Source organism: Bacillus sp. z50 (assembly GCF_058313585.1).
In genome coordinates this window covers 711,681-735,748 of sequence record NZ_JBZFQL010000001.1, presented here as the reverse complement: position 1 = coordinate 735,748, position 24,068 = coordinate 711,681, and the positions used below count along the sequence as shown (strand labels likewise).

The window sequence follows — 24,068 nt, the reverse complement described above, 5'->3', positions numbered from 1 at the left end:
CTATGCCAATACACAACAAACTAGTCCGTGATTTAATTCCAAATATAATAGAAGAAACAGGTAAGAAATTCTCAACAAGAATTTTAGATAACGATGAATACATTAAGGAATTAAAGAAGAAAAGCCAGGAAGAGCTGCAGGAATATTTGGAAGCGAAGGATGATGAGAGTGCCATTGAGGAGCTTGCTGATTTACTGGAAATCATTCATGCGTTGAGTAAATGCCATGGGGCTGATTTTGATAAGTTGGAAGAGGTTCGTGTGAAAAAAGCAGCTAAACGTGGTGGATTCGAGGATAAAATTTTCTTAATCGAGGTAGAAGATTGAACAAGGTTCGGTTAATCACCCATGATTTAATAGATCATCTTACACAGAGTATCAGCCAGGCGAAATCCTGTTATATCCTCACATCCTTTGTCATGAATTCAGGCGTTAAGCTGCTGGAGCCTCTTTTGAAAGAAGTGGCAGAAAACGGAGCCGATATTAAAATCTGTACTGGCGATTATTTATATATTACGCAGCCAGAAGCATTAAAACGATTAATGAATATTCATCCAGAGATTGAAACGAGGGTCTGGAAGAGTGAAGGAATCTCCTTCCATCCTAAAGCCTATATTTTTGAAAATGAAGAGGAAGGTATCTTTTATATCGGCAGTTCCAATATGTCTAAATCTGCTTTAACAAAGGGTGTTGAATGGAATCTGGCAGTTGCCGGTGAAGTTGAGGATGATGTGGTAGAATCTGTAATTACTGAATTCCTTAATGCTTTTCATGATCCAGCTACAGTGCCATTGAATGAGATTACTGTACAAGAATATGAAGCTAAATACACAGAGTTTCATAATAAATATCCACAACTGCAGACAAAGTGGACTAAACAGGAAGAACTTGATTTGACTTTACCTGTAGAGGATAATCCTAAAGAAAGTTCGTCTAATCCCGGACAAATCATTGAGCTACCTGAAGTATATAATGCCATTGCTCCGCGTTTTGCTCAGAAGCCTGCACTGGAAGAATTACAGAAAATACAGGAAGAAGGCTATGACAAAGCAATGGTTGTAATGGCAACCGGTCTTGGTAAAACCTACTTGGCCGCTTTTTTTGCCAAGCAATTCAAACGAATTTTATTTATTGCCCACTTGGAGGAAATCTTAAACCAGGCATCCTCATCGTTTAAAAATGTGATTCCGTATGTAACAACCGGTATTTTTAATGGGAAAGAAAAAAATCCTGAAGCTGATGTAATCTTTGCTTCTATACAAACATTGAGCAGGAAAAAGCATTTAGAGACATTTTCACCTGATGAATTTGACTTAATCATTGTCGATGAATTCCATCATGCTGCGGCAAACTCCTATCAAAAGGTATTAAACTATTTCCAGCCAAACTTCTTGCTTGGTATTACAGCCACACCAGATCGGAATGATTATCGAGATATTTATGCCATTTGTGATGGAAACGTGGCATACCGGATTGAATTTATTGAAGCGGTTCAAAAAGAATGGCTTTCTCCTTTTCATTATTACGGTATCTATGATGAAACGGATTATTCTCAAATTAGATGGTTAGGGAATAAATATGATGCTGAGCAGCTGGCCGAGGCCCAGCTGAAGGAAAGCATTGCAGAAAAGATACTAGATGCTTGGGAACAATATAAACAAACGAGAACATTAACTTTCTGTTCCAGTATTGTTCAGGCTGATTTCTTATCCAACTACTTTAATATAAGAGGTTATCGGACAGTCAGCTTACACTCCCATTCACCAGCAGGATTGCGTGAAAAAGCAATCAGACAGTTAAATGATGGAGATTTGGATGCTATCATGACAGTTAACTTATTTAATGAAGGTGTCGATATACCAAAAGTGGATACTTTGTTATTCGCACGGCCAACAGAATCATTGACTGTTTTTACCCAGCAAATCGGTCGAGGCCTCCGTCTGGCTGATGGAAAAAGCTATTGTGTCATCATTGATTTAATCGCCAACTATCGAAATGTAGATATTAAGCAGTCTATGTTTTATCTACCGCAGGATGCTAAAAGTAAAAAGTATAAGCAGTTGCCTGTATTACCAAATGGTTGTGAAATGCATATCGAACTTGAAGCAAAAAGGCTAATAGATGAGCTGGCTAAAAAGAAAATGCCGAGAAAAGAAAAGTTATTGAATAGCTATCTGCAAGTGAAAACTGAGCTTGGAAGAAGACCAACCTATTTAGAAATGCATATGAATGGTTCTACAGATAGTAAACTTTTCAAACAGGAGTTTAAATCCTATTATGCATTTTTAAAGTGGGCTGATGAACTGACCGAAGAAGAAAATGAAGTGGTTGATCAATATGCCAATTGGTTTTATGAAGTGGAATCAACAGGCATGTCGAAAAGCTATAAAATGGTCTTGTTATTAGCCATGTTGCAAAGAGGCTCACATGAATGGATGAAACCAATCAAGGCCAAAGAAGCAGCTCCCTTTTTTCATCAATATTTAACTGAAAAAGAATACCGAAAACTCATTGACTTTAATGATAAGACTACAAAGTCCTTATGGAATTATGATGAAGGAAAAGTTGCTTTATTAATTAAAAAAATGCCAATGGCTAAATGGAGTGGAAGTTCGAAAGGGCTGATTGAATTTAAAAACGGTATTTTTTCACTATCATTTGAAATAAATAAAAAAAATCAAACGTTGATATATGAGTTTACAAAAGAGATCTGTAAGTATCGGTTACAGGCTTACTTTGAGAGAAAAAAATAAAGCCTATATGATACAGACTTAACACATATGGAAATTATCAGGAAGTTTGTGGTGGAATGTCAGTTGCCCTATTTTGGGTGATGCCTTTTTGTTATCTTAAGCGATAAATTAACGAATGAGATATAATTTGCTTTGTTACGATGTTCACTTTATTTATCGATTGTTGAAAAGGTGTAGTTAGATTTATTTGGATGTAATAATAAGGAAATAAACAACTTTTACTTATTAAGTGTTAATTTGTTATTCTAATAGTAAATAAGTTGTATTTTGTATAAGAAGGGAAAACAACATGATTAATTTTCAAGATAAAGTAAGTTTTATTTGGTCGATTGCAGAGGTATTACGTGGGCCATATAAACCAGATGATTATGGAAAGGTAATTTTACCTTTAGCTGTATTACGTCGGTTTGATTGTGTGTTAGAAAGTACAAAAGAAGATGTATTATCGAACTCTGAGAAATTCAAAACAATGAATGAAGATGCTCGTGAGCCGATTTTAAACCGTATTGCGAAGCAAAATTTTCATAATACAAGCAAATATGATTTCACGAAGTTATTGAGTGACGCAGATAATATAGCCGATAACTTACGTGACTATATTAATGGGTTTTCGAAAATGGCTCGTGATATTATGGACCATTTTGACTTTGATCGCCAAATAGAGAAGATGGATAACAATGATCTTTTATATTTAACGATTAAACGTTTTAGTGAGCTTGATCTTCATCCAGAAGTAGTTTCAAATGTAGAAATGGGTTATATTTTTGAGGAATTGATTCGTCGTTTCTCTGAGCATGCAGAAGCAGGGGATCATTATACACCACGTGAAGTTGTCCGTTTAATGGTTAGCCTTCTGTTCATGCAGGATGATGATTTTTTAACGAAGCATGGTTTGACACAAACATTATATGACTGTGCTGCGGGAACAGGTGGTATGGGTTCGGTTGCGCAAGAGTATTTGAAAGAATTGAATCCGACAGCTGACTTGGAGTTCTTTGCCCAAGAAATTAACGATGAGTCGTATGCGATTTGTAAAGCGGATATTTTAATTAAAGGTGAAGATGCAAGAAATATTCGATTGGGCAATACACTTTCGAATGATCAATTTAAAGGTAATAAATTCGATTATTTAATCTCGAATCCTCCATACGGTGTCGACTGGAAATCGTACCAAAAGCCAATTTTAGCTGAACATGAGGAACAAGGTTATAACGGTCGTTTCGGTCCTGGTACACCTCGTTCAAGTGACGGCCAGTTATTATTTTTGCTGCACTTAATCTCAAAAATGAAACCTGTAACAGCGGAAAATCCGCAAGGTTCACGTCTAGCGATTATTATGAATGGCTCACCTTTATTTACAGGTGATGCAGGTTCCGGTGAAAGTGAAATCCGTCGTTATGTTTTAGAGAATGACCTTGTCGAAGGCATTGTGGCAATGCCGAATGACTTATTTTATAACACTGGAATCTCAACGTATATTTGGATTTTGACCAATAATAAAACGGCTATACGTAAAGGGAAAGTACAGCTAGTGAATGCGGTTGACTTCTCACAAAAGATGAAGAAAAGCATGGGAAGTAAACGTATTTTCATTTCTCAAGAACAAATTGATGAAATTGTGCGCTTGTACGGTGATTTTAAACCAGGAGAGTTCGTGAAGATTTTTGATAAAGAAGATTTCGGCTATCAAAAAATTACGGTTGAACGTCCACTTCGCTTAAATTTCATGTTTTCAGAAGAACGTATTCAACGTGTGGCAGAACAAAAAGCCTTCCAAAACTTAGCGTCATCGAAGAAGAAAGGCGATAACGGCCTTGTGGAAATTGAAGCGGGTAAAGAATTGCAAGTAAAGATTATTGAAGTGTTGCGAAGCTTAGAAAGTGACATATTGTATAAAAATCGTGAAGCATTTGAAAAAATCGTGAAAGCGGCTTTCAAACAAGAAGCACTTACAATCGGTGCACCTGTATTTAAAGCTATTTTGGCTGGGCTTTCCGAAAAAGATGAAACAGCAGATGCATGTATGAAGAAAAAAGATGAGATTGAAGCAGATACAGATTTACGTGATACAGAAAATGTACCACTGAAAGAAGATATCCATGAGTACTTTGAACGTGAAGTCAAACCACATGTACCAGACGCGTGGATTGATGAATCAAAAACAAAAGTAGGTTATGAAATTCCGTTCACTCGACAGTTCTACAAATATACAGCGCTACGCAGTTCAGAAGAAATTATGGCTGAGATTAAAAATCTAGAAATAATTATTGCTGAGCAGTTGAAGAAGGTGTTGTGATGAGTTTGAGAAAAGATAGAATCCCATTTCTAGAGCAATTACCTATGAACTGGGAGATTAAGCGTTTAAAAGAAGTTGCAAATATTTATTTAAGTAATGTAGATAAGAAAAGTGTGGAAGGTGAAGAGCGAGTAAAACTTTGTAATTATGTAGATGTTTATTATAATCATACGATTACGAATAAAATTGCCTTTATGTTTGCAACAGCAAGCAAAGAGCAAATTAAGAAGCTCACATTACAAAAAGATGATGTAATACTTACTAAAGACTCAGAATCTCCCTTGGATATAGGAATTCCTACTTGGGTTGAGGCAGATATGCCAGGGGTAGTTTGCGGATATCACTTATCTTTAATAAGACCAAATAAAGAAAAAATTGATGGCTTATACTTATATTATTTGTTATCATCATTCGGTTTCAAAGAACATTTTTGGATTAGCGCAAAAGGGGTAACAAGATTTGGTATTTCTAAAGGTGATATACAAAATATTCAATTAGTAATTCCGCCATTAGAAATTCAACGAAATTTAGCTTCGTATTTAAAAAAACAAGAATTATTAAATGAAGAATTGATTTCAAAGAAAAATAAACTAATAAACTTATTAGAACAACAACGCCAAGCAATCATCACAGAAGCCGTAACAAAAGGGTTAAATCCAAATGTGAAAATGAAAGATTCAGGTGTGGAATGGATTGGGGAAATACCTGAGCATTGGGAAATTAAAAAGATTAAATATAAATTCGACATAAAAAAAGTAATTGAACCACGAGAAGAATTAACAGTACTTTCGCTAACGCAAAAAGGATTAAAAGTTAAGGACTTGAATGATTTTTCAGGACAGCATGCTGAATCATATGAAAAATATCAACGAGTGGATATTGATGATTATGTAATGAACGGAATGGATTTGTTGACAGGTTATGTAGATTGTTCAAAATTTGAAGGGGTAACAAGTCCGGATTATCGTGTTTATCGTTTGAAATATCCCGAAGAGTGCCATGGATATTATTTGAGATATTTTCAAATGTGTTATTTTGAAAAGATTTTTTATGGACATGGACAAGGGGTATCAAATTTAGGTAGATGGAGATTGCAGACGGAGGTATTTAAAAACTTTCCAATCCCAGTACCTCCTATTAATGAACAAATTAAAATCAAAGAATATCTTGAAAATCAAGAAATTGAAATGAAATGTATTATTGAATCAACACAAGAACAAATCCAAAAGCTAAAAGAATACCGTCAATCGCTAATATACGAAGCTGTAACAGGCAAGATAGATGTACGTGATATAGAAATCAACTCGTAACGGAGGTGAAGAGTATGGCTATTGATGCTTCTGAAAAAGGCTTTGAAACTAATATTGAAGAGTCACTTTTGATGAATGGGTATGAAAAGCGTGCACTAAAAGGTGAAGCAAGTCTTCTTTTTAAAAAGTATGCGTTAGATGTCGAGAAGCTCTTCGAATTTCTGGAAGCTACACAAGAGAAACAGTTAAAATTTCTAGAGCGGTCGTATGGTGCGGATTGTAAACAAAAGGTACTTACTCGTATTTGCGAATGCTTGAATAAACAAGGTATCATTCATTGCTTACGTCATGGAATTAAAGATCGTGGAGTAACATTAAAGTTGATTTACAATAAGCCGCCCACAACTATGAATAAATTGATGAATGACTTGTACCATAAAAATATTTTTTCTGTAAGCCGACAAGTGTATTATAGCGATAAACATAATAATAGCTTGGATATGGTTATATTCATCAATGGTTTACCTCTAGTTGTAATGGAGCTGAAAAATCAGTTTACCGGTCAAACAGTCGAACATGCGATTAAGCAATTCAAAAAAGACCGAGACCCGAGAGAGCAACTGTTCCATTTCAATGAGCGTGTCGTAGTTTATTTTGCAGTTGACCCGGATGAAGTATTTATGACAACGAAGCTGGATAAAGATAAAACGTATTTCTTGCCCTTCAATAAAGGCAATAACGGTGGTAAAGGAAATCCAACGGTTTATAACAACTACCGTACCCATTACTTATGGGAAGAAATATTATTGCCAGATAGTCTATTAGATATTTTGTTTCGTTTTGTATATGTAAAAAAGGACGACATTTTAGATTCAAACGGAGAAGTGGTTGATGAGCGTAAGTTGCTTATTTTTCCACGTTTCCATCAGCTTGATGTTGTACGGAAGCTCGAAGTGGATGTGGAAGCAAAACATGTTGGTCAGAACTATTTAATCCAACATAGTGCAGGAAGTGGGAAAACAAATTCGATTTCTTGGCTCGCACATCGTCTGGCCAAACTGCATGATGAACAAAATGAGGCGGTTTTTAGCAGTGTAATTGTTATTACTGACCGTCGAGTACTGGATAAACAACTACAAGATGCTGTGTATCAGTTAGAACATAAAGCAGGCATGGTTGAGCGTATTAATAAGGACTCGAATCAATTAGCAGCGGCAATAATTGGCGAAACACGTATTATCATTACAACTCTGCAAAAGTTTCCATTCATCATGGAGAAAGTATCTGGACTTGAACGGAAGAAATATGCAGTCATTATTGATGAAGCCCATTCTTCACAGGGTGGTAAAGCTTCCACAGCATTGACAAATATTTTATCGGATAAGACGTTGGAAGATGCGTATGAAGAAGATCGTATTGCAGAAGAAAATATGGATAATCTAGAAGAACAAATCATCGAAACCATCATAAAGAGCGGAAAGCAGGATAATGTTTCATTCTTTGCTTTTACGGCAACGCCCAAACCAAAGACACTAGAGAAGTTTGGGACAATGGGTGAGGATGGCAAGCCACACGCATTTCATGAGTACACGATGAGACAAGCGATTGAAGAAGGTTTTATTTTAGATGTACTACAGAATTACACAACGTATAAGACGTTTTATAAGATTGCAAAACAAGTAGATGATGATCCGTTGGTGTCACAAAAACAAGCTACGAAAAAACTGGCCCAATATGTGTCACTTCACCCTCATAATATTGCTCAAAAAACGGAAATCATAATTGAACACTATCGTAATTTTACACGGCATAAAATCGGTGGTCGAGCGAAAGCAATGGTGGTAACAGCAAGCCGTCTACATGCGGTGCGTTATAAGATTGCTTTTGATAGGTACATTGATAAGATGGGCTATCATGATTTGAAAACAGTTGTAGCTTTCTCTGGCATTGTAAAAGATCGAGATATACCATACTCAGAATCGGATATGAATGGTTTTAGTGAGAAAGAGTTACCTGAAAAATTTCATTCAGATGAATATAGAGTGCTCCTAGTAGCAGAGAAGTATCAAACAGGTTTTGATGAGCCGCTACTCCATACAATGTATGTGGATAAACCACTAAGCGGGATTAAAGCGGTTCAAACGTTGTCTCGATTAAATCGTACGTGCCCTGGTAAGGATGACACATTTGTGCTCGATTTTGTGAATGATCCAAAGGATATTCAAGCCTCATTCCAGCCCTATTATGAAACAACAGGCCTTGAGGAAGTAACAGATCCAAACATCTTATATGACTTACAGGCAGAGCTTGCACCGTATCAAGTATATACCGAAGAAGAAGTTCGGACAGTTAATGAACTAGAAATTAAAGGTGGTTTCAACAAATCATCCAAAGAACAAACGGAACTAAATGCTGTGATTGATAAAAGTGTAGAGCGATTTAAACGTGATTTATCGGTGGAGGAACAAGAAGCGTTCAAGGCATCCGCAACAAAATTCACACGAACGTATGCCTTCGTCTTACAGATTGCATCGTTTATTGATGTTGAGTTGCATAAGCAATATATCTACTTAAACTATCTATTGCGTAAACTACCACGCAGTAGTATAGATAAGGATATTTATATGGCAGATGATGTAGCGCTACAATACTATCGTAATCAAAAGATATTTGAGGGAAGCATTGAGTTAGAGAAAACGGGTGAGGTAGAATTATCGCCAGTTTCTCATGGTACGAAGGGTGCACTAGAAGATGAAAAGGTGCGATTATCTTCGATTGTTGATAAGTTGAATGAACGATTCGGCACAGATTTTTCCGAAACGGATTTTTTATCACGTGTTCAGGTAAAAGAAGATATGATGAACAGTGAAGACATTCAACAGAAAGCCAAGAATAACACAAAAGACAACTTTAAATTTGCATTTGAAAAAACATTCATGGACTTCGTTATCGATCGTATGAATACGAATGAGAAGTTTTTTATGAAGATATTAGAGAATGAAGAATTCCGTACCTTCATTATGGAAGATATGATGAATGAGGTTTATGCAGAAGTGAATCAGTAAAAGGAAATTATAATGCAATCAGGCTCCAAGAATCATTATTTATTCTTGGAGCTATTTTTAATTGAACAATTATGAACTCACCAACATCCAATGTGATGACACATGAATTCCAAACATGTGGAGTGTGTGTGTCGCAATTCATTATAAAAGAAGGCGACTAACATTTGCAGTTTTTGCCTATTCTTGTTCCTCCAAAGGATTTACGACGTTATTAATGTATTCGTGGATTACACTCAAGGCTAAAGGAGACCTTATTCACTAAAGAGTGTAAGATTTGCTGAGTTAAATCGTTTAGTATCGAAACTTCTTTAAGTTTCTTACCTAAATCAATTGTATAGTTCTCACTTACACACTCTACTATTTTTTCTTGATACTCAATTTTCACGCCTGTCTGTAAGTTGAATAAAAAGACAGAAGAAAGAGCTTATTATCAATGATGGGACATAGATTACGTTTATTTAATTCAATTTAAAAAGGAATGAATAATAGGTACTTTCTGCAAAAAAAGTGGATTGAAAACGATTACCATTTATGAAATAATTGTATTAAATAAAAGGAATTAGGTGTGTTGAGGAATGTTACATGGTTGGTTATTTTAGGTGACTATAGGAATGTTAATGCACAACCTGAATTATAAAAAAAGTATTCAACTTTTACCGGGTAGATTTCAATAATTGAGGTGACTCCAAAAATCAGAGTTTTTTAAGCATCTAATTGGTGTTATAAAGTCAGTACTCAACGGGGCTCATGCCAACTAATTTTACTGTAATACGGTTGTAATTATAATAATGAATATATTCTTCGATCTTCTTTTTAAGATTCTCAAAGGAACACAATACCTCTCCACGATACATCTCTTGTTTTAATAGATTAAAAAGTTTTTCATAAGTGAGTTATCCAAATAGTTTCCGTTTCAGGACATGTTTTGAAAATTCTTCTCTTTCTTAAGGGGTTTCACCCATAGTTTATGTAGATAATGTCATCTCTGATCTGAATGAACCGTTGTTCGATAGGAAGAGTCTATCACGATTCCAACTCTTACTCAAGAGGTTGAAGGGCAAGTCTAAGGTTGGACGGAGCCTATTCCTTAGGAAAGAATTTCACCATTAAACAGATCTATTATAATTGGATTTAAATAAAGCTTTATGACATTCATACACTTAAACCCTGTGGTATTTATTGCTAATTTTTAATGCCAAATATTTGTGTGGAAACGTCGTTGAATATGGGTTTTCTCAACAGTCCCAAAGGTTCCTTTATAAGAACTGTACCGGTGTGATTTCCTTCTGAATTTCTCTCCTTTAAGCCCAAGTTTTCTTTATGATACGTTGACCCCTCTTATGATTCACATGAATCCCTATGTTTCTCAATTCTAGATGAATTCCAAGATATCCATAGTTACCATGTTTCTCTTCGAAAATGGCTTGAATGCAGTTTTACAGAACCTGATCGGGATTCTTTTTCTACATAATTTTTATATGATAATGATAGGTAGGATCAGGTAGATTCACGATATGCAACACATTTTTTAATCGGTAGGTTTCTTTAAGTTTGAATGATAGCGCTGCCTGTGTTTATCGAGATACCCTTCCGAAATCAGAAAAGCTCTTAAGTATTCGACCTACAAGTGAAGAAGTTCATTTTCTCTTTCTATTTTTTGTTCTTATATCATCTCATTCGAATCCGTGTTCTTATATTTTCTTCTATTCTTTTCTTTATCAGACATGGGTGGTGTTATCCAGGGTCCAGTTCACCCCTCAAGAAAAGCATTCTTCCATGAAGCAATCATAGGGGATTGGTTAGGCCAATGACAGTACAATATTGTTCAAGTACAACATATAATTTCCGGTTACAGTAATAATTTCCTAGCAATCTATACTTGGCATTCAAATATTAATATATCTTTATCATGGGTTGTTAAGGTGGAGAGATAATTTTAGAATAAGATTAAGGTTGCTTTTTAAATTTGAACTATATTAAATTGAAAAAGGGTTGTACTTTTTTCTTTACGAACATCCTTTCGTGTGATATTATTCGGTGTATGGAAATTCTACATAAGTAGAATAATTAACACACGATAATGGAGGAATGATTATGCCTTTTTCATATGAGAGATTATGGAAATTAACAACGGATATAGGCATGAATAAAACCACATTACGTGATGAATGTGGAATAACATCAGCATCTTTGTCCAGATTAAGTAAAAATGAGAATGTAAGAATGGAAGTACTCGAGCGAATTTGTAATTATTTAGAGTGCAATATTGAAGATATTATAGAGTATGTCCCGGAGAGGAAAAAAATGAAAACTAATAACAACCTTAAATTTATAGATTTGTTTGCAGGTATCGGTGGATTTAGACTTGCTGGTGAAGAAAATGGTATGGATTGCGTTTATTCATCGGAAATCGATAAATTTGCTTGTGAAGTATATAAAAATAACTTTGGAGAAATGCCCGAAGGAGATATAACTAAAATAAAAGCAAAAGATATTCCTGATTTTGACATTCTTTTTGCCGGATTTCCTTGTCAACCTTTTAGCTATGCCGGACAATTACAAGGATTTGAAGACGAAATTCGTGGTACCCTCTTTTTCGATGTTGTGAGAATTTTAAAAGAGAAAAAACCTAAAATGTTTTTACTAGAAAATGTTAAAGGGTTAAAATCTCATGAAAAAGGGAAGACTCTAGATACAATAATGGAGCATCTTGATCAATTAGGCTATCACGTGCATTGGACTATTTTAAACAGCTTACATTTTGGAGTACCACAATCTAGGGAAAGATGGTATTGTGTAGGATTTAGTAAGGATGTAGCCTTCGAGTTTCCTAGACCTACAAACGAAAAAGTTACCCTTCGGGACATAATTGATTGGGATGAAAACAAGAACTCTTCTCTTAAATTAAGTGAGTTTGAAATGAGTAGGATCAACCATCACTTTAATTGTTGTCCTCTTGAATCACTTAACCAAATAAGAGTGGAACATGATAACTCTAAATATGCGCCTAATACAAAGAAAGGCAAATATGGAGTATTCTCTTATTTAAAACCTGATAAATCCTTACGCTTCCATGTAGGTGATTTTGCAAAAACTCAAATACAAGAAGCATATTACTGTAATTTAGACAGTTTTGCTCCATCTATCATCGCAGCTAGAGCTCCGAAGTTATGGGACCTAGGACGTCATCTCTCAGACCGAGAATGCGCACGATTACAAGGATTTCCTGAAAACTTTAAATTGGCCAATTCCTCAACCCAAGCTAAGAAACAACTTGGTAATTCTGTAACGGTAACTGTTATTTCAAAAATTATAAAAAGTATGCTACATGCTTATGAATCAGATATTCCTGCTGAGAAGCAGTTGGAGTTAATTGAAGTCTAATGTGAGAAAGATGCGTCCTAATTTTTACGACGCATCTTTCTATCGGCTTCAGTTTAATCAATTAAATGTAAAGTGCTTTTTATATAATCTGCAAAAATCGTATTACGCTCCTTAATCGGTTTTGAAAAATCCACCGAAAATGCAAATAAATTTGTTTCTTTAAAGCTATCTATAGTTATTCTTACAGGTTGAAGAGCACCATAATATGGATATATTAATCCTCCATAAATGGAATTCAATGCGTAACAGTAAAAAAGTATTTGATATAAATCAGATAATTCACCGATTTTATTGTGATTGGAAATATCTTTATTTTTGGCATCAAGTACAGCAAAAGCCGTGTTAGTATCATTATGGTAATCAATTAAAATATCTGGTGAATAAGATTTAATTAACTCATTGTTACCTACTTTAAACTTACCCATTGGTTTGGCCTTATCCCATTTCGTTACATTTAACTTAATATGATTCGAAAGGACTTTTCTTACATATTTTTCGAAAAGATTGTTTGAATTAACTAAGTAAGAAGAGCTGGTAACTTGATTGCTTTTTAGATTGATTTTTAAATCCTTTAGAATTTTCTCTGCTATCCCTAAAACTATGGGATACTTCACATTTTCAAAGTAAATTTTATCTTCTTTTTGCTGTAATAAAAGGCTTATATCAGTATTATCGACATCAATTTCATCAAAATAGGAATTCACCAGGGCATGCAGCTTAATATGCTTATCTTTCCTTCCTAGAATCCTAACTTTGTCTAAAGCGAGTTTAATGATTTTATTATATGAAGTGTTCAAAGTATGGACTTCATATTCAATTGGAATTTTATCTTGTAACAAATTTATAGGAGAAATCTGATCGACCAAAATTTTCCCACGTATTTGATTTGTTTCTTCTCTTACTTTTACAAAATCTCCTTCAACACCATGATGGACTAAATCAAATGCTTCCTGCAGAAAAAGATCAATTAAATTTTCTTGAATTCCAAAACTTTCATTTTCTCCTAAAAGGCTACTGATTTTGTCATTTAACAAACCCTCATTATACAGTTGCATTTCTAAATAATGATTAGAAGAAAGTTTAGAAATACGTGGTTGAATATTGATAACCAAATCACTGATACGAATGCTGCCAATGGTATAGTTATCAAAAATTATAGTCTCACCTTGTAATACCATAGGTAAATCTTTATTATCATTTAGAAACTGTTTAAATTCATCAATATATCTTTTGTCTAGAGTATAAGAAGAGTTTTCGTAGATATTAATTACGCTCATATTAGCTTAAGTATTCCTTTATAGCTTTTTTAAACTCGGGACCAGTTTGTTGATTGTAAAGTTTTTCTCCTATTACATTCATAATTAAATCACCGTTTCCGTTGCAATAATCTTCAATTAAAGGTATTACAACATAATTAAACAAATGTTCAAAATGCTCTACTGGCCATACGAATTTATCGGTTTCTGAAGAATAAACAAAATCTTTCAGGAAAATAGCATGTCCTATTACCATTTCTTTATTACTCAAAACAGAGAGTAAATTTTGGTTTATTTTTGCCAATAAGTCAGCAATAGAAAAATCATTTCCTTCAATTTTCGTTTTATCAATAAGAATCCCAATGTCTGGCCTACAATATATTTGATAGAAACGGCGTTTTATAGCATAGTCTATACGACCGACCGTCCTATCAGTTGTATTCATCGTCCCGATAATTTTAAGATTATCCGGTAAGTAATAATCCTTTTCTATTCCATTAAAAGTTAATTTGAGAGATTCGCCTCGGTCTAATAATTGAATCATTTCTCCAAATACCTGACTAACATTAGCTCGATTAATCTCTTCAATTATTAATAAATATTCTTTTTTTTGGTTTTCTCTTGAAGTTGCTTCCTCTATAAATTTGATTAACTCACCTTTTTTATCTCTTAAGTTTCCGTTTTCTAAAATTTTCCCTCCGATAAAATCTTGGTAAGAATATTGAGGGTGGAATTGAATTCTCTTTACTTCGTTAAATTTTTCAGATAATTTCTTGGCTAGGAATGATTTTGATGTTCCAGGTGGGCCCATGAAGATTACCTGTTTGGCGTTGTTAATTAATCCCTTGTAAAAGTCAATGCTTAAAATTGAGCGACCTTGAATTGAAAGAGTTCCCTTACCATATTGGATTAGCGAATTCTGGGTTTGTGGTGCTTCAATATCTACAGTTTTGAAACGTTCAATCCAGCCAGGATTCTTCTCAGGATTACCAATTAAGGATCTAATAAAATTAGAAGTTACCCTTTCTTCAGCATATTCAAATGTGATTCTGTTACTCGTGGAAAAAATTAAAGTCTTCTCCTCTTCAGTGATATTGAAGAATTGAGCGAAATTTTGAATTAAATTAGATAATGGTACTTCATATGGAAACTCAATAAACCTCGCAAACCAAATACTTAAAGCATCCAGCGGAACTTTATCTTCCATATTCTTGAAAAAATCTAAATAATTGTGTTTTAATTTTATTGTATTAGGATCATCAGGATCGTTTACGACAATAGCTTTCCATTGACGTCCCCCGCCTGTAACGTTATTAATTAATCTTTGCGTAGACCATAATTGAATTGGTTCTTTAGTATTCTTTCCCCACCCGTTCATGGCTAAAGGATTAATAAAATTATGCTGTTCTTTTAAATAATCATCGGAGATGAATAAGTAGGCCAATTGGCGTGTCGCTTCTAACAATTTCTTTTTTGTCAGTTCTGTCGATAAATTAAGGTAATCATGTTGGGATAATCCTGCGTGTTTTAGAATTAGCAAAGTAAACAGTTCGCCATCGTACTTTAAATTAATACTTGAAAGAGTATTATAACTATCGGATATTGTGGTTTCGCTTAAGTAATGATTTTCCATTAACATAACTCCTAACCTTTTTTGATTTTGTGCATAAAATTCACTATGTCTAATATACTACTTTATTTTTTCTTTTGTTTAACATCTTACCAAACTTCATTCTTATTCACTGACGATATTTGAAATTGTAAATAGGCTATATAATAGGTAACAATAGAGTTTGGAAATTAGACCAATCGAGGTTTCTATATTTTTCTTGTAAGAATATTTTATCCATGCCCCTTAGTTACTAGTTGAGGGGCTTTTGTCAATTTGTCTAATTTTGTTCTATACTTGTTTTATCATATATATAGGGTAGGTGAAAAGTTTTGGTTACACAGTTAATTGTTCCTCCTTTAGAGCCGAAGGAAAGATCCTCAGAATATAATTATTATGATAATGAGACAAGAAGCAGGATTGTTTTTAATTATTTGTTTAAATCAAAATCTCATAGAAGGTTGGATAGAGACATACTAGGATTAGATCCTAGTCATAGTAGGGGCTATAAATCTATGGCGATTTTGCACTATATTGGATTGGTTGCAAAGCATAAAGGCATCTTCCTAGAACAATCAATTCAAGAAGCTATAGATATTTTAAAAAACCAAGATAATGATTTTTCATTAGTTATATATTTATTAGAATATATTGATAAACATGATGTAGCAGTCAATTATACACATAAAGATAGTAGCGATATTATAAAAGAATCTTTCCAAGGCATGAATGAATTAACTTCCCACATCCATTCTTATATCAAAAACAAAGGCTTTCTCTACAGTCAGGAAGAAGTAAATAACTTATTTCTCTCTTTAAAATCCAAACCATTTGTTATTCTATCCGGAATATCCGGTACGGGTAAAACAAAGATGGTGCAATGGTTTGCTGAGAGCCTGGGAGCGAATGAGGTCAATGGACAATTAGCGATTATCCCAGTCCGACCAGACTGGAATGATGGTTCAGACTTATTGGGGTATGTGGATATTAAAGGTGAGTTTAAAGAAGGTCCTCTTACAAAGGTGATTCGACAAGCTACAGACCATCCGAATGATCCTTATTTTGTCCTGCTGGATGAGATGAATCTGGCCAGGGTGGAACACTATTTCAGTGACATTCTCAGTATCATGGAAAGCAGGAAATGGAAAGATGGTAAGTTAATTACCTCACCTTTGCTATCAAAAGATGTTACAGGATATGATAAGGATTTATATTTGCCTTCCAATGTATATGTAATTGGGACCGTCAATATGGATGAAACGACTCATCCTTTCAGTAAAAAGGTGCTTGATCGTGCGAATACGATTGAGTTTAACAGAGTGGAGTTATCAAATTTTTCCTTTTTGGAAGATTTGGAAGAGACAGAGCCCATGCCTATCTCTAATCAGGTGCTTGAATCTAAATATCTTCATTTAAAAGATGTTTATAAGGAATATGGAGATCTAGTTAAAAAGACAACAATGGTTCTGGAAGAAATAAATAATGAGCTGCGAATTACCAACGCACATGTCGGATATCGTGTCAGGGATGAGATTTGTTTTTACCTTGCCTATAATGAATCCGGGGAATTAATGGAGTATGAGCAGGCACTCGATTATTGTATTCTGCAAAAAATACTTCCGCGGATTTCAGGCAGTGATAGCCGGATTGAGACGTTATTAAAAGGATTATATCGAATCTTTACTCAAAGAGAGTTAAATGACGATCATGATTTAAGCCTGATAGATACAGTAAATGCCCTATATCCTCAAAGCACAAGAAAAGTAATAGAGATGCTTGGGAGGTTAAGAGACGATGGCTTTACCTCATTCTGGGTCTGATGAAATAGAATTAGTGAAGATTGAGCATCGTGACTTCTCGTTAGTTATCAAAGGCAAACCTTTTCACGAACGGTATGAAGGTTTAAAACAATATCGTAATATGGACTATCATGATTTTATGCATTTTTCGGCATTGGGTGAGGGCTGGGAGAGTGTAGAAGTATTTGATATTGAAACGATGCAGCTATCTGAGAATAGCGCTTTACGACCAATCTTTTTTGAAAATGGGACATACCTTGTCATGATAGTTCCTAAAAATAAACAAGAGGTAGCGTTTTATCATGAGCATCCATTACTGCGGAATGCTGTTACAAAAACGGAATTACCTATGGGCTCCTTCCTTATGGGAAATCTCAGTTTTCAAAATGAGGTGGGACTCACCAGTTTTGAAATCCGTTCTTATGATAAAACGTTATTGAGAGTAACTCTCGAAATTTTCCCTACAAAGCTGGATTATCGGAAAGATTATGAACGTTTACTGGATGAGGTTAACGAAGAAATCTATAATTTAGCTTTTCACTTTATTAAAAAGACCTATTTGCAGGCGGGGATCAAGCTTGATGGGACACCAAGTCAAACGGAATTTTATCAATTGGTTAGAAAACATTTTAACCAATTCGTCCAAGCTATTATTCGAATCGAACAACAGCCTCATCATAAATTAGAGCAAACATATCAGCGTGTCCGTGGAGACCAATTGAGGAAAACAGATTCCACGACGAGAAAGTATCTTCAAAAAAGATCTCATTTATGGGTGGATGTTCAATCTGGAATCCCCATTCATAATCGGCAGCTAATGCCAACAGAAGGATTGGTAGGGAAGAAAGAATTACGCTATGATACGTTTGAAAATCGTTATATTAAATGGTTAATGGGTAGGCTTATTGATAAATTGGAGGACTTGATCCAGGCCATATATAAACAGGAGAAGAGCTGGAATAAAGAGCCTGATGCTGATTTATTGAATCGTCTCAATGATATGAAATCAACGTTGGATAAGAGAATGAAAAATCCTTTTTGGCGTTCGATTCAACGATTGGATCGCAATATGAATGTCAGTTTGGTTCTTCAAATGGCACCTGGTTATCGGGATGCTTTTCAATTATATCTTATGATTTCCAAGGGCCTTATTCTCCGTGGGAACTATTATCAAATGTCTGTTAAAGATGTGGCACTTCTCTATGAGTACTGGACGTTTATTAAGCTGGGACAATTGCTTGGTAGAAAATACGAACAAATTAATCAGGATATTGTGAAAGTAAATCGCAATGGGCTATTCGTCAATTTGGATACAAATAAGACTGCAAAGCGTACCTTTCGTCATCCTGTTACTGGTGAGCGGATTGAACTTGTTTATCAAAGCTATACGGGAAAACTGCCCACACTCTCCCAGAAGCCGGATACTATGCTAAGTATTCAGAAGAAGGGCAAGGAATTTGATTACCAATATATATTTGATGCTAAATATAGGGTGGAGTATGCACAGGCTGACAGTTATTATGGCAGTAAATATCAAACACCTGGGCCTATGGAAGATGATATTAATACGATGCACAGGTACCGTGATTCCATAGTAGCCATGAATAATGGTCCGTATGAACGAACTGCTTTTGGTGCCTATGTCTTGTTCCCATGGCATGATGAAGAATCCTATAAGTATCATGCCTTTTATAAAAGCATTGGCTTGGTGAATATTGGAGGGCTACCATTCTTGCCGAACACTACTGATATGGTCGAACAATTTGTAGAACGGTTAATTGAAAAAAGCCCGGAAGAATTACAAAAAGAGGGTATTTTGCCAAGAGGTACTGAAGAAGAGTGGAAGTCTTCATTAGTGGAAAAAGTATTAGTTGGTTTGGTACCTGATCAAGTAGCTTATGCAGATTTTATTCACTCAAGATCATACAGAATACCGATTTCTTATCTAAAAAAAGGCTGGCAGGAAGCAAAATATATTGCCTTGTATCTTAAGGAAGGAATAACAAACCAAAAAGGGATTAAAGAGTATGGACTCATTCGGGATGTAGAGATTCAAGATGACTATGTAGTCTACTATATAGATGTTTGGAAAGAGCTAAACCATACTATTGTACCGGTTCGGTACGGAATCGGCACAAGTATGATGACCAGTTTTAATCAATTGATGGAAGCTCGAGAGCTACCTGAACTTTATATGAAAACAAGAGAAGAAATGATTCTTTGGAAGATGCTTAGGAGAGTTTCGGACCGAATACAAATTGGTTTAAATCATGAAGAACCAGATCAGGCTTCTGCTATAAATGATTTTTCCTTTAAGGATATTGAGGTTTTATTAAATCAAGAAAACCAAGAAATTATTTTTATCAAAGATGATTATCAAGACACTGTTTCTTGGACGAAATTAAACACTCACCCTACATCGGTATTTAAGTTAATCTTGTCATTATTGGAGACTGACTGAGTTAGTCTCTTTTTTGTTTGAATAGAGAACAATCCATTTTAATCTAGATAATATATTTGGATGAAGTAGGCTGGAGAGATGTTAATCCATCATACTGAAAGGACAACGATCTGACCTATCAGTATGATTACAACTTGATGAATAGTAATTTTTTAGAGATTGGCATGAAAGACTGATTATAATAAACGCTGTTAATCATCATGCATATTCATTCTGTAAGATATATTGCAGGGATGATTTGAATTCAACTATACTTTCAAGTTCATAGGTAGAGAGAACCTTTGCCAGTCTTGGTTGAATGCCGATTAGTTGAATCTTGCTTCCTGCCATAAATCGAAGCGTACGGATGAGGTCGATTAATTTTTTGATACCATCATCTTCTACCTCACCAACAGCCGTTAAATCTATCAGGATATTTTGATACTCTCCATTAAAGACTGAGTGGAGGACATGTTCGGATATCAAATTGATTTTTTCAGATGTTATGTCCCCGAATAAAGGGATATAGCACATTTTATCGGACAGAGGGATAAAAGGCCCGGAAAGTTTGTTTAATCGCATAAGTACGTCTTCCAGTTTTTCTTTTTGCTCGAGTAATTCAAAATCTGTGTGTGCCAGTCTTTCTTGCAACTCTAAAATTTTATCAAGATATACTTGATTGTTCTTTTCCTTGGAGACAAAAAGAATATGCATTCTTCCGGTTGAGTCATCTGATAGATATACATCAAATAAGGCCAGCGAGGACTCCTTCGTATGAACATTCACTTCTATTTGTTACGTACTTTCATTCGATAAACTTGCTTTGACAAGCTTGTTCATACTTTCATCATCTATAACCCCTGAAATATCTGAGGTGTTTAAATTAAATAGATTAGATGACAGGGAATTGTATTGTAGAATTTTTCCGTTATAGTCTACTACTATATAGGGAAGTGGTAGTGGTGTGTCAATACATTGCATTTTTTGTCTCTCCTATAGAATAATCTTTTAGCCACGTCTCTATATCCGATAAATCCGTTACGATGATGGGATCTCCGCTCGAGTACGTTTTTAAATCATATTTATTGCCCAATCTGCTGCCAATAAGGATTTTTGGAGGCACAGGTAATGCCTTGAAGCTGTCTGTATATGATTTCAACTTTGGTAAATGGGTGACAATGGTCAAGGAAAGTCCGATGACATCAGGTTTCCATTCGGTGGCAGTATGTAGCGCATATTCAAGAGGAAGATTCGGTCCGAAATATTTGGTTTCCCAGCCATTTTCCTTGAATAATTGTGCTGCCATTTTTAAGCCAATATAATGTTGCTCTCCTTCTATACAAAGAAACATTGCTTTTTTAGTAGAAGGTGTTGGGTTCAGATTGTGCTCAAACGCCAATCTGGATAAAACAAAATCGCAGGTGGCTGTCGCTATATGTTCATCGGCTACTGTAATCTCATTGTTTTCCCATAAGTTCCCAATCCGCTGCATGGCAGGTGTTAGGAGTTGATCATAGATATCTAAAGTTGAAAGATGTTTAAGAGATTTAATATAATCCCAGGCTTTATTGTAATTGCCAGAAAGTAAGATGCTGGTGAAATCGATAATCGATTGCATATAGTTATGCCTCCTCTTTGGCTTTTTCGCACTCAAGAATGTCAATGGCATCTGTTAAAAATGATAGGTACATTTTCTGTTGTATATCTGGAAAACTTGAGGTTAGCTCCAACTCATCTTTTAATATCACGAAATTATCCAGCAGTGTTTGTGTCTTCATTCCGTATTTTTGCAGGATTCCATTTAACCAGAGTGTATAATCCGTAAATACCTTAGCATTATCTAATTCAAAGGCCGTTTGTAGATGATCAAGATGGTGTTTGTTATCTGCCCTACATTTGTCTTTTCCTTTTTCCCCGTAACGATCCTGTAAGGAGGGATCAAGTGCATAGATTCGTTCTGTCACTTGTTCAATGAATAGAGTTGTATTCATTACTTGCAGACCACCTTATATTTTGTCACTGTAGGTATAACACCGGCTAATTCTTGATCAGGATACTTTTTTTCTAATTCGTGAATCTCTTTGAATTGGCTGCTCCTTACCCAGTTAAGATAATCCTCTTTCTCTTCAAATAGTAATTGAACGGTCAATTCATCAGGATGTTTCTCATTCTGTAAGAGGAAAAAATCAATGAATCCGGGAGCTTGATCGACTTTCCGGGAACGGTTTCTATAAATCTTTATAACTTCCTCGCTTTTTTCTCCTGGTACCTTAAATGTAGAAAATACGCTAAAGATAGTAACACTCCCTTTTAATTCAAAGATTTTCACTACATTCTTTTAAAATTATATAAAATAGAGTCCTTTTCATAAATACAAAATATTAAGAAAAAAGAGTCCATATTATGATGAACTCTTGATAGAATTTGTTAATTTGTTGATTTACCTTATTAATCTGTTACAGATGGTTTGATTTGTTTCATATTCACCTTATCAAAAGTTGAACCTTCCTGTCCATTGACAGGGGGAGGGTTGAAAAGGAACAAAAAAGAAAAAGCTCGTAATATAAGCGAGTGTAGACGTGATTCTTTATGTGGATGGGCGTAAATGGTCGCAAGAATGGCATCATCCGACCATTGAGTTGAAAGATGAAGCCTTGCCGGAGTGGCATACTATTTTTCGAGTTTAGCTATGAGAGCATTAGAGCAACTGAATGAAGCTGAATGCTAGATGATGAATCGAGCATGACCCTGTTTCGTTACTAGCAGGGTCGTGTTTTTTATTATTTTCAGATTGAAAAAGAGTTTTCCAATAAAGACATGGCAATATTAATAAAATCATTTGCATCTCCTAAGCTAATTCGATCGTCCATTTTTTATAAATATAATGTCATCTATATCTTATGTTAAAATCCAATCTAGCATTTTATTATTATCCGAAATATTCCACCTTTAGAAGTATAAGTTTACTCCGACAAACTATTTAGTAAAATCAAACAGTATTTAAGTTAATGCCATTTTTATTTACTAGAATGATACCTGAATGAACGTAACACCACCTCTTCCTACCGATTTTTCAATTTAAATCATAAATAGTTTGGCACTTTTGTGTCCGTAATAGACTATTTGTGTTTTTTGGTAGCCATATTATCCAATCTTTAATGGATATTTATTTGTTTTTATACTATTGTGTAAGTATGGAAGGAAAAATTTTCATGTGAATGCGGTCTAACTCGCTTTTTGATCACAGATAATGTGATAGTATGAGCAAAATTCCGTAAAAAAATAGAGTAAGAGTAAATAATTCATTGAGGGGTGTAAGTATGATTTATTCATGGGAAACAAGCACAACCGAAATAAAAGATTATGTCTATAAGGTTTTAGAGCAAATAAAAGAAAGTCTTCAAGATAATTTTAAAGGGGTCTATGTTCATGGTTCATTAGCTATGGATGGATTTAATCCGCAGTCCAGTGACATCGATCTTATCGTAGTGACTGAAAATCCACTAACCTTTGAGGCTAAAAAGGAGTTAGTTAATTATTTTCTATCCAATTCCGGAAAACCATTTCCGATTGAAGTCAGTTTTTTAAACAAAGATCAACTAAAGAATTGGCAGCATCCTTGTCCGTATGATTTCCATTACAGTGAATATTGGAGAGAAAAGTATGAAGAGGATGCAGACTACTATCTTAATAAAGCAGACTTAAAAGATCCAGATTTAGCTGCCCATATCACGATTCTTCATAGACGTGGGATTTGCCTTGAGGGTCCTCCAATTGAAGAAGTTTTCCCGCTAGTTCCCCAAAGTGATTATCTATCATCCGTAATGGAAGATTATCGGGAGTGTCTTGTTAACTTAGAGAAGGATCCGAAGTATTGTGTGCTAAATATGGTTAGGGTGTATTGGTATGTAAAAGCAGGAATCATTACTTCTAAGCAAGAAGCAGGTCAGTGGGCAATTAATACACTGCCTAAAATGGTAGCTGAAACGGTACAGAAGGTTATGGAAGGCAACAGGCCTGAGGATAAGGAACTTCTGGAATTTAAAGAGTACATTGATACTAAGTTGACACAGTAAATCAATTAATGCTGCTTTATAAAAATCTAACAGTATAGAAAGTATAACCGTGTATTTTAAATGATGCTTAAAAGAAGTATAAAAGGATAGATAGCTCTTTTTGAAAAGCCTTTAATAAGGCTTTTTTTATTTGTCTGTATG

16 protein-coding genes and 2 pseudogenes are annotated in these 24,068 nt (G+C 34.8%); 9 read left to right on the top strand and 9 right to left on the bottom strand.

All coding sequences use genetic code 11. The features are described 5' to 3' along the window. Positions 1 to 2: 2 nt before the first annotated feature. From AC4G3N_RS03425 to AC4G3N_RS03405, 5 genes are all read left to right on the top strand, one after another. Entirely contained in the window at positions 3 to 326 is a 324-nt protein-coding gene (locus tag AC4G3N_RS03425) for a nucleoside triphosphate pyrophosphohydrolase (protein ID WP_491089731.1), read from the top strand. Further along, positions 323 to 2,752: a DEAD/DEAH box helicase family protein gene (locus AC4G3N_RS03420; protein ID WP_491089730.1), complete on the top strand. Its 2,430-nt coding sequence runs from the start codon at positions 323 to 325 to the stop codon at positions 2,750 to 2,752. The genes AC4G3N_RS03425 and AC4G3N_RS03420 overlap by 4 nt, the downstream gene beginning before the upstream one ends. Positions 2,753 to 3,041: 289 nt before the next feature. Further along, positions 3,042 to 5,048: a type I restriction-modification system subunit M gene (locus AC4G3N_RS03415; protein ID WP_491089729.1), complete on the top strand. Its 2,007-nt coding sequence runs from the start codon at positions 3,042 to 3,044 to the stop codon at positions 5,046 to 5,048. Further along, positions 5,048 to 6,358 carry a restriction endonuclease subunit S gene (locus AC4G3N_RS03410; RefSeq protein ID WP_491089728.1) on the top strand — a complete coding sequence of 437 codons (1,311 nt, stop codon included), beginning with the start codon at positions 5,048 to 5,050 and terminating at the stop codon, positions 6,356 to 6,358. Before AC4G3N_RS03415 ends, AC4G3N_RS03410 begins: the two co-directional genes overlap by 1 nt. A gap of 14 nt (positions 6,359 to 6,372) precedes the next feature. After that, entirely contained in the window at positions 6,373 to 9,363 is a 2,991-nt protein-coding gene (locus AC4G3N_RS03405; protein ID WP_491089727.1) for a type I restriction endonuclease subunit R, read from the top strand. Between the two features lie 728 nt (positions 9,364 to 10,091). Here the strand turns inward: AC4G3N_RS03405 and AC4G3N_RS03400 are convergent. Continuing rightward, positions 10,092 to 10,235, bottom strand: a pseudogene (locus AC4G3N_RS03400) (IS3 family transposase); the annotation flags it as partial. Between the two features lie 429 nt (positions 10,236 to 10,664). Further along, on the bottom strand, positions 10,665 to 10,784 hold the full coding sequence (locus tag AC4G3N_RS03395) for an IS3 family transposase (protein ID WP_491089877.1): 120 nt from the start codon (positions 10,782 to 10,784) through the stop codon (positions 10,665 to 10,667). Positions 10,785 to 11,457: 673 nt separating this feature from the next. On the opposite strand from AC4G3N_RS03395, the gene dcm reads away from it, so the two are divergent. Beyond that, on the top strand, positions 11,458 to 12,747 hold the full coding sequence (dcm, locus tag AC4G3N_RS03390; protein WP_491089726.1) for a DNA (cytosine-5-)-methyltransferase: 1,290 nt from the start codon (positions 11,458 to 11,460) through the stop codon (positions 12,745 to 12,747). A gap of 53 nt (positions 12,748 to 12,800) precedes the next feature. On the opposite strand, the gene AC4G3N_RS03385 is transcribed toward dcm, so the two are convergent. Together AC4G3N_RS03385 and AC4G3N_RS03380 are read right to left on the bottom strand one after the other, a co-directional pair. Next, a complete protein-coding gene (locus AC4G3N_RS03385; RefSeq protein ID WP_491089724.1) occupies positions 12,801 to 14,024 on the bottom strand; it encodes a 5-methylcytosine restriction system specificity protein McrC in 1,224 nt (407 codons plus the stop codon). A 1-nt stretch (position 14,025) separates the two neighbouring features. After that, complete coding sequence (locus AC4G3N_RS03380; RefSeq protein WP_491089723.1) at positions 14,026 to 15,636, bottom strand: McrB family protein; 1,611 nt, start codon at positions 15,634 to 15,636, stop codon at positions 14,026 to 14,028. 683 nt (positions 15,637 to 16,319) lie between these two features. Between AC4G3N_RS03380 and AC4G3N_RS03375 the strand changes: the two are divergent. Both AC4G3N_RS03375 and AC4G3N_RS03370 read left to right on the top strand, forming a co-directional pair. Beyond that, a pseudogene (locus tag AC4G3N_RS03375) lies at positions 16,320 to 17,432 on the top strand (McrB family protein); the annotation flags it as partial. Next, positions 17,407 to 19,872, top strand: coding sequence for a DUF2357 domain-containing protein (locus AC4G3N_RS03370; RefSeq protein WP_491089722.1), 2,466 nt, complete (start codon positions 17,407 to 17,409; stop codon positions 19,870 to 19,872). The pseudogene AC4G3N_RS03375 and the gene AC4G3N_RS03370, both read left to right, overlap by 26 nt. A 198-nt stretch (positions 19,873 to 20,070) precedes the next feature. On the opposite strand, the gene AC4G3N_RS03365 is transcribed toward AC4G3N_RS03370, so the two are convergent. From AC4G3N_RS03365 to AC4G3N_RS03345, 5 genes are read right to left on the bottom strand one after another with little or no spacing between them, the layout of a single operon-like run. Beyond that, on the bottom strand, positions 20,071 to 20,637 hold the full coding sequence (locus AC4G3N_RS03365) for an STAS domain-containing protein (RefSeq protein ID WP_491089721.1): 567 nt from the start codon (positions 20,635 to 20,637) through the stop codon (positions 20,071 to 20,073). A 9-nt stretch (positions 20,638 to 20,646) separates the two neighbouring features. Beyond that, positions 20,647 to 20,832, bottom strand: coding sequence for a hypothetical protein (locus AC4G3N_RS03360; protein WP_491089720.1), 186 nt, complete (start codon positions 20,830 to 20,832; stop codon positions 20,647 to 20,649). Further along, the gene (locus AC4G3N_RS03355) at positions 20,819 to 21,469 is read right to left on the bottom strand and encodes a cobalamin B12-binding domain-containing protein (protein WP_491089719.1); all 651 of its coding nucleotides are present in this window, start codon (positions 21,467 to 21,469) and stop codon (positions 20,819 to 20,821) included. The genes AC4G3N_RS03360 and AC4G3N_RS03355 overlap by 14 nt, the downstream gene beginning before the upstream one ends. A gap of 4 nt (positions 21,470 to 21,473) precedes the next feature. Then, positions 21,474 to 21,842, bottom strand: a complete 369-nt coding sequence (locus AC4G3N_RS03350) for a hypothetical protein (RefSeq protein WP_491089718.1) — start codon at positions 21,840 to 21,842, stop codon at positions 21,474 to 21,476. Continuing rightward, complete coding sequence (locus AC4G3N_RS03345) at positions 21,842 to 22,147, bottom strand: antibiotic biosynthesis monooxygenase family protein (RefSeq protein ID WP_491089876.1); 306 nt, start codon at positions 22,145 to 22,147, stop codon at positions 21,842 to 21,844. The genes AC4G3N_RS03350 and AC4G3N_RS03345 overlap by 1 nt, the downstream gene beginning before the upstream one ends. Positions 22,148 to 23,171: 1,024 nt before the next feature. Here AC4G3N_RS03345 and AC4G3N_RS03340 point away from each other — a divergent pair. After that, the gene (locus AC4G3N_RS03340) at positions 23,172 to 23,927 is read left to right on the top strand and encodes an aminoglycoside adenylyltransferase domain-containing protein (protein ID WP_491089717.1); all 756 of its coding nucleotides are present in this window, start codon (positions 23,172 to 23,174) and stop codon (positions 23,925 to 23,927) included. Positions 23,928 to 24,068 lie beyond the last annotated feature (141 nt).

Bases quoted from the DNA above. Each gene is read 5' to 3' on its own strand.
- AC4G3N_RS03355 (WP_491089719.1), bottom strand. From the start codon at position 21,469: ATGCAATCGATTATCGATTTCACCAGCATCTTACTTTCTGGCAATTAC.
- AC4G3N_RS03370 (WP_491089722.1), top strand. From the start codon at position 17,407: ATGGCTTTACCTCATTCTGGGTCTGATGAAATAGAATTAGTGAAGATT.
- AC4G3N_RS03350 (WP_491089718.1), bottom strand. From the start codon at position 21,842: ATGAATACAACTCTATTCATTGAACAAGTGACAGAACGAATCTATGCA.
- AC4G3N_RS03380 (WP_491089723.1), bottom strand. From the start codon at position 15,636: ATGGAAAATCATTACTTAAGCGAAACCACAATATCCGATAGTTATAAT.
- AC4G3N_RS03385 (WP_491089724.1), bottom strand. From the start codon at position 14,024: ATGAGCGTAATTAATATCTACGAAAACTCTTCTTATACTCTAGACAAA.
- AC4G3N_RS03415 (WP_491089729.1), top strand. From the start codon at position 3,042: ATGATTAATTTTCAAGATAAAGTAAGTTTTATTTGGTCGATTGCAGAG.
- dcm (WP_491089726.1), top strand. From the start codon at position 11,458: ATGCCTTTTTCATATGAGAGATTATGGAAATTAACAACGGATATAGGC.
- AC4G3N_RS03405 (WP_491089727.1), top strand. From the start codon at position 6,373: ATGGCTATTGATGCTTCTGAAAAAGGCTTTGAAACTAATATTGAAGAG.
- AC4G3N_RS03340 (WP_491089717.1), top strand. From the start codon at position 23,172: ATGATTTATTCATGGGAAACAAGCACAACCGAAATAAAAGATTATGTC.
- AC4G3N_RS03425 (WP_491089731.1), top strand. From the start codon at position 3: ATGCCAATACACAACAAACTAGTCCGTGATTTAATTCCAAATATAATA.
- AC4G3N_RS03360 (WP_491089720.1), bottom strand. From the start codon at position 20,832: ATGCAATGTATTGACACACCACTACCACTTCCCTATATAGTAGTAGAC.
- AC4G3N_RS03410 (WP_491089728.1), top strand. From the start codon at position 5,048: ATGAGTTTGAGAAAAGATAGAATCCCATTTCTAGAGCAATTACCTATG.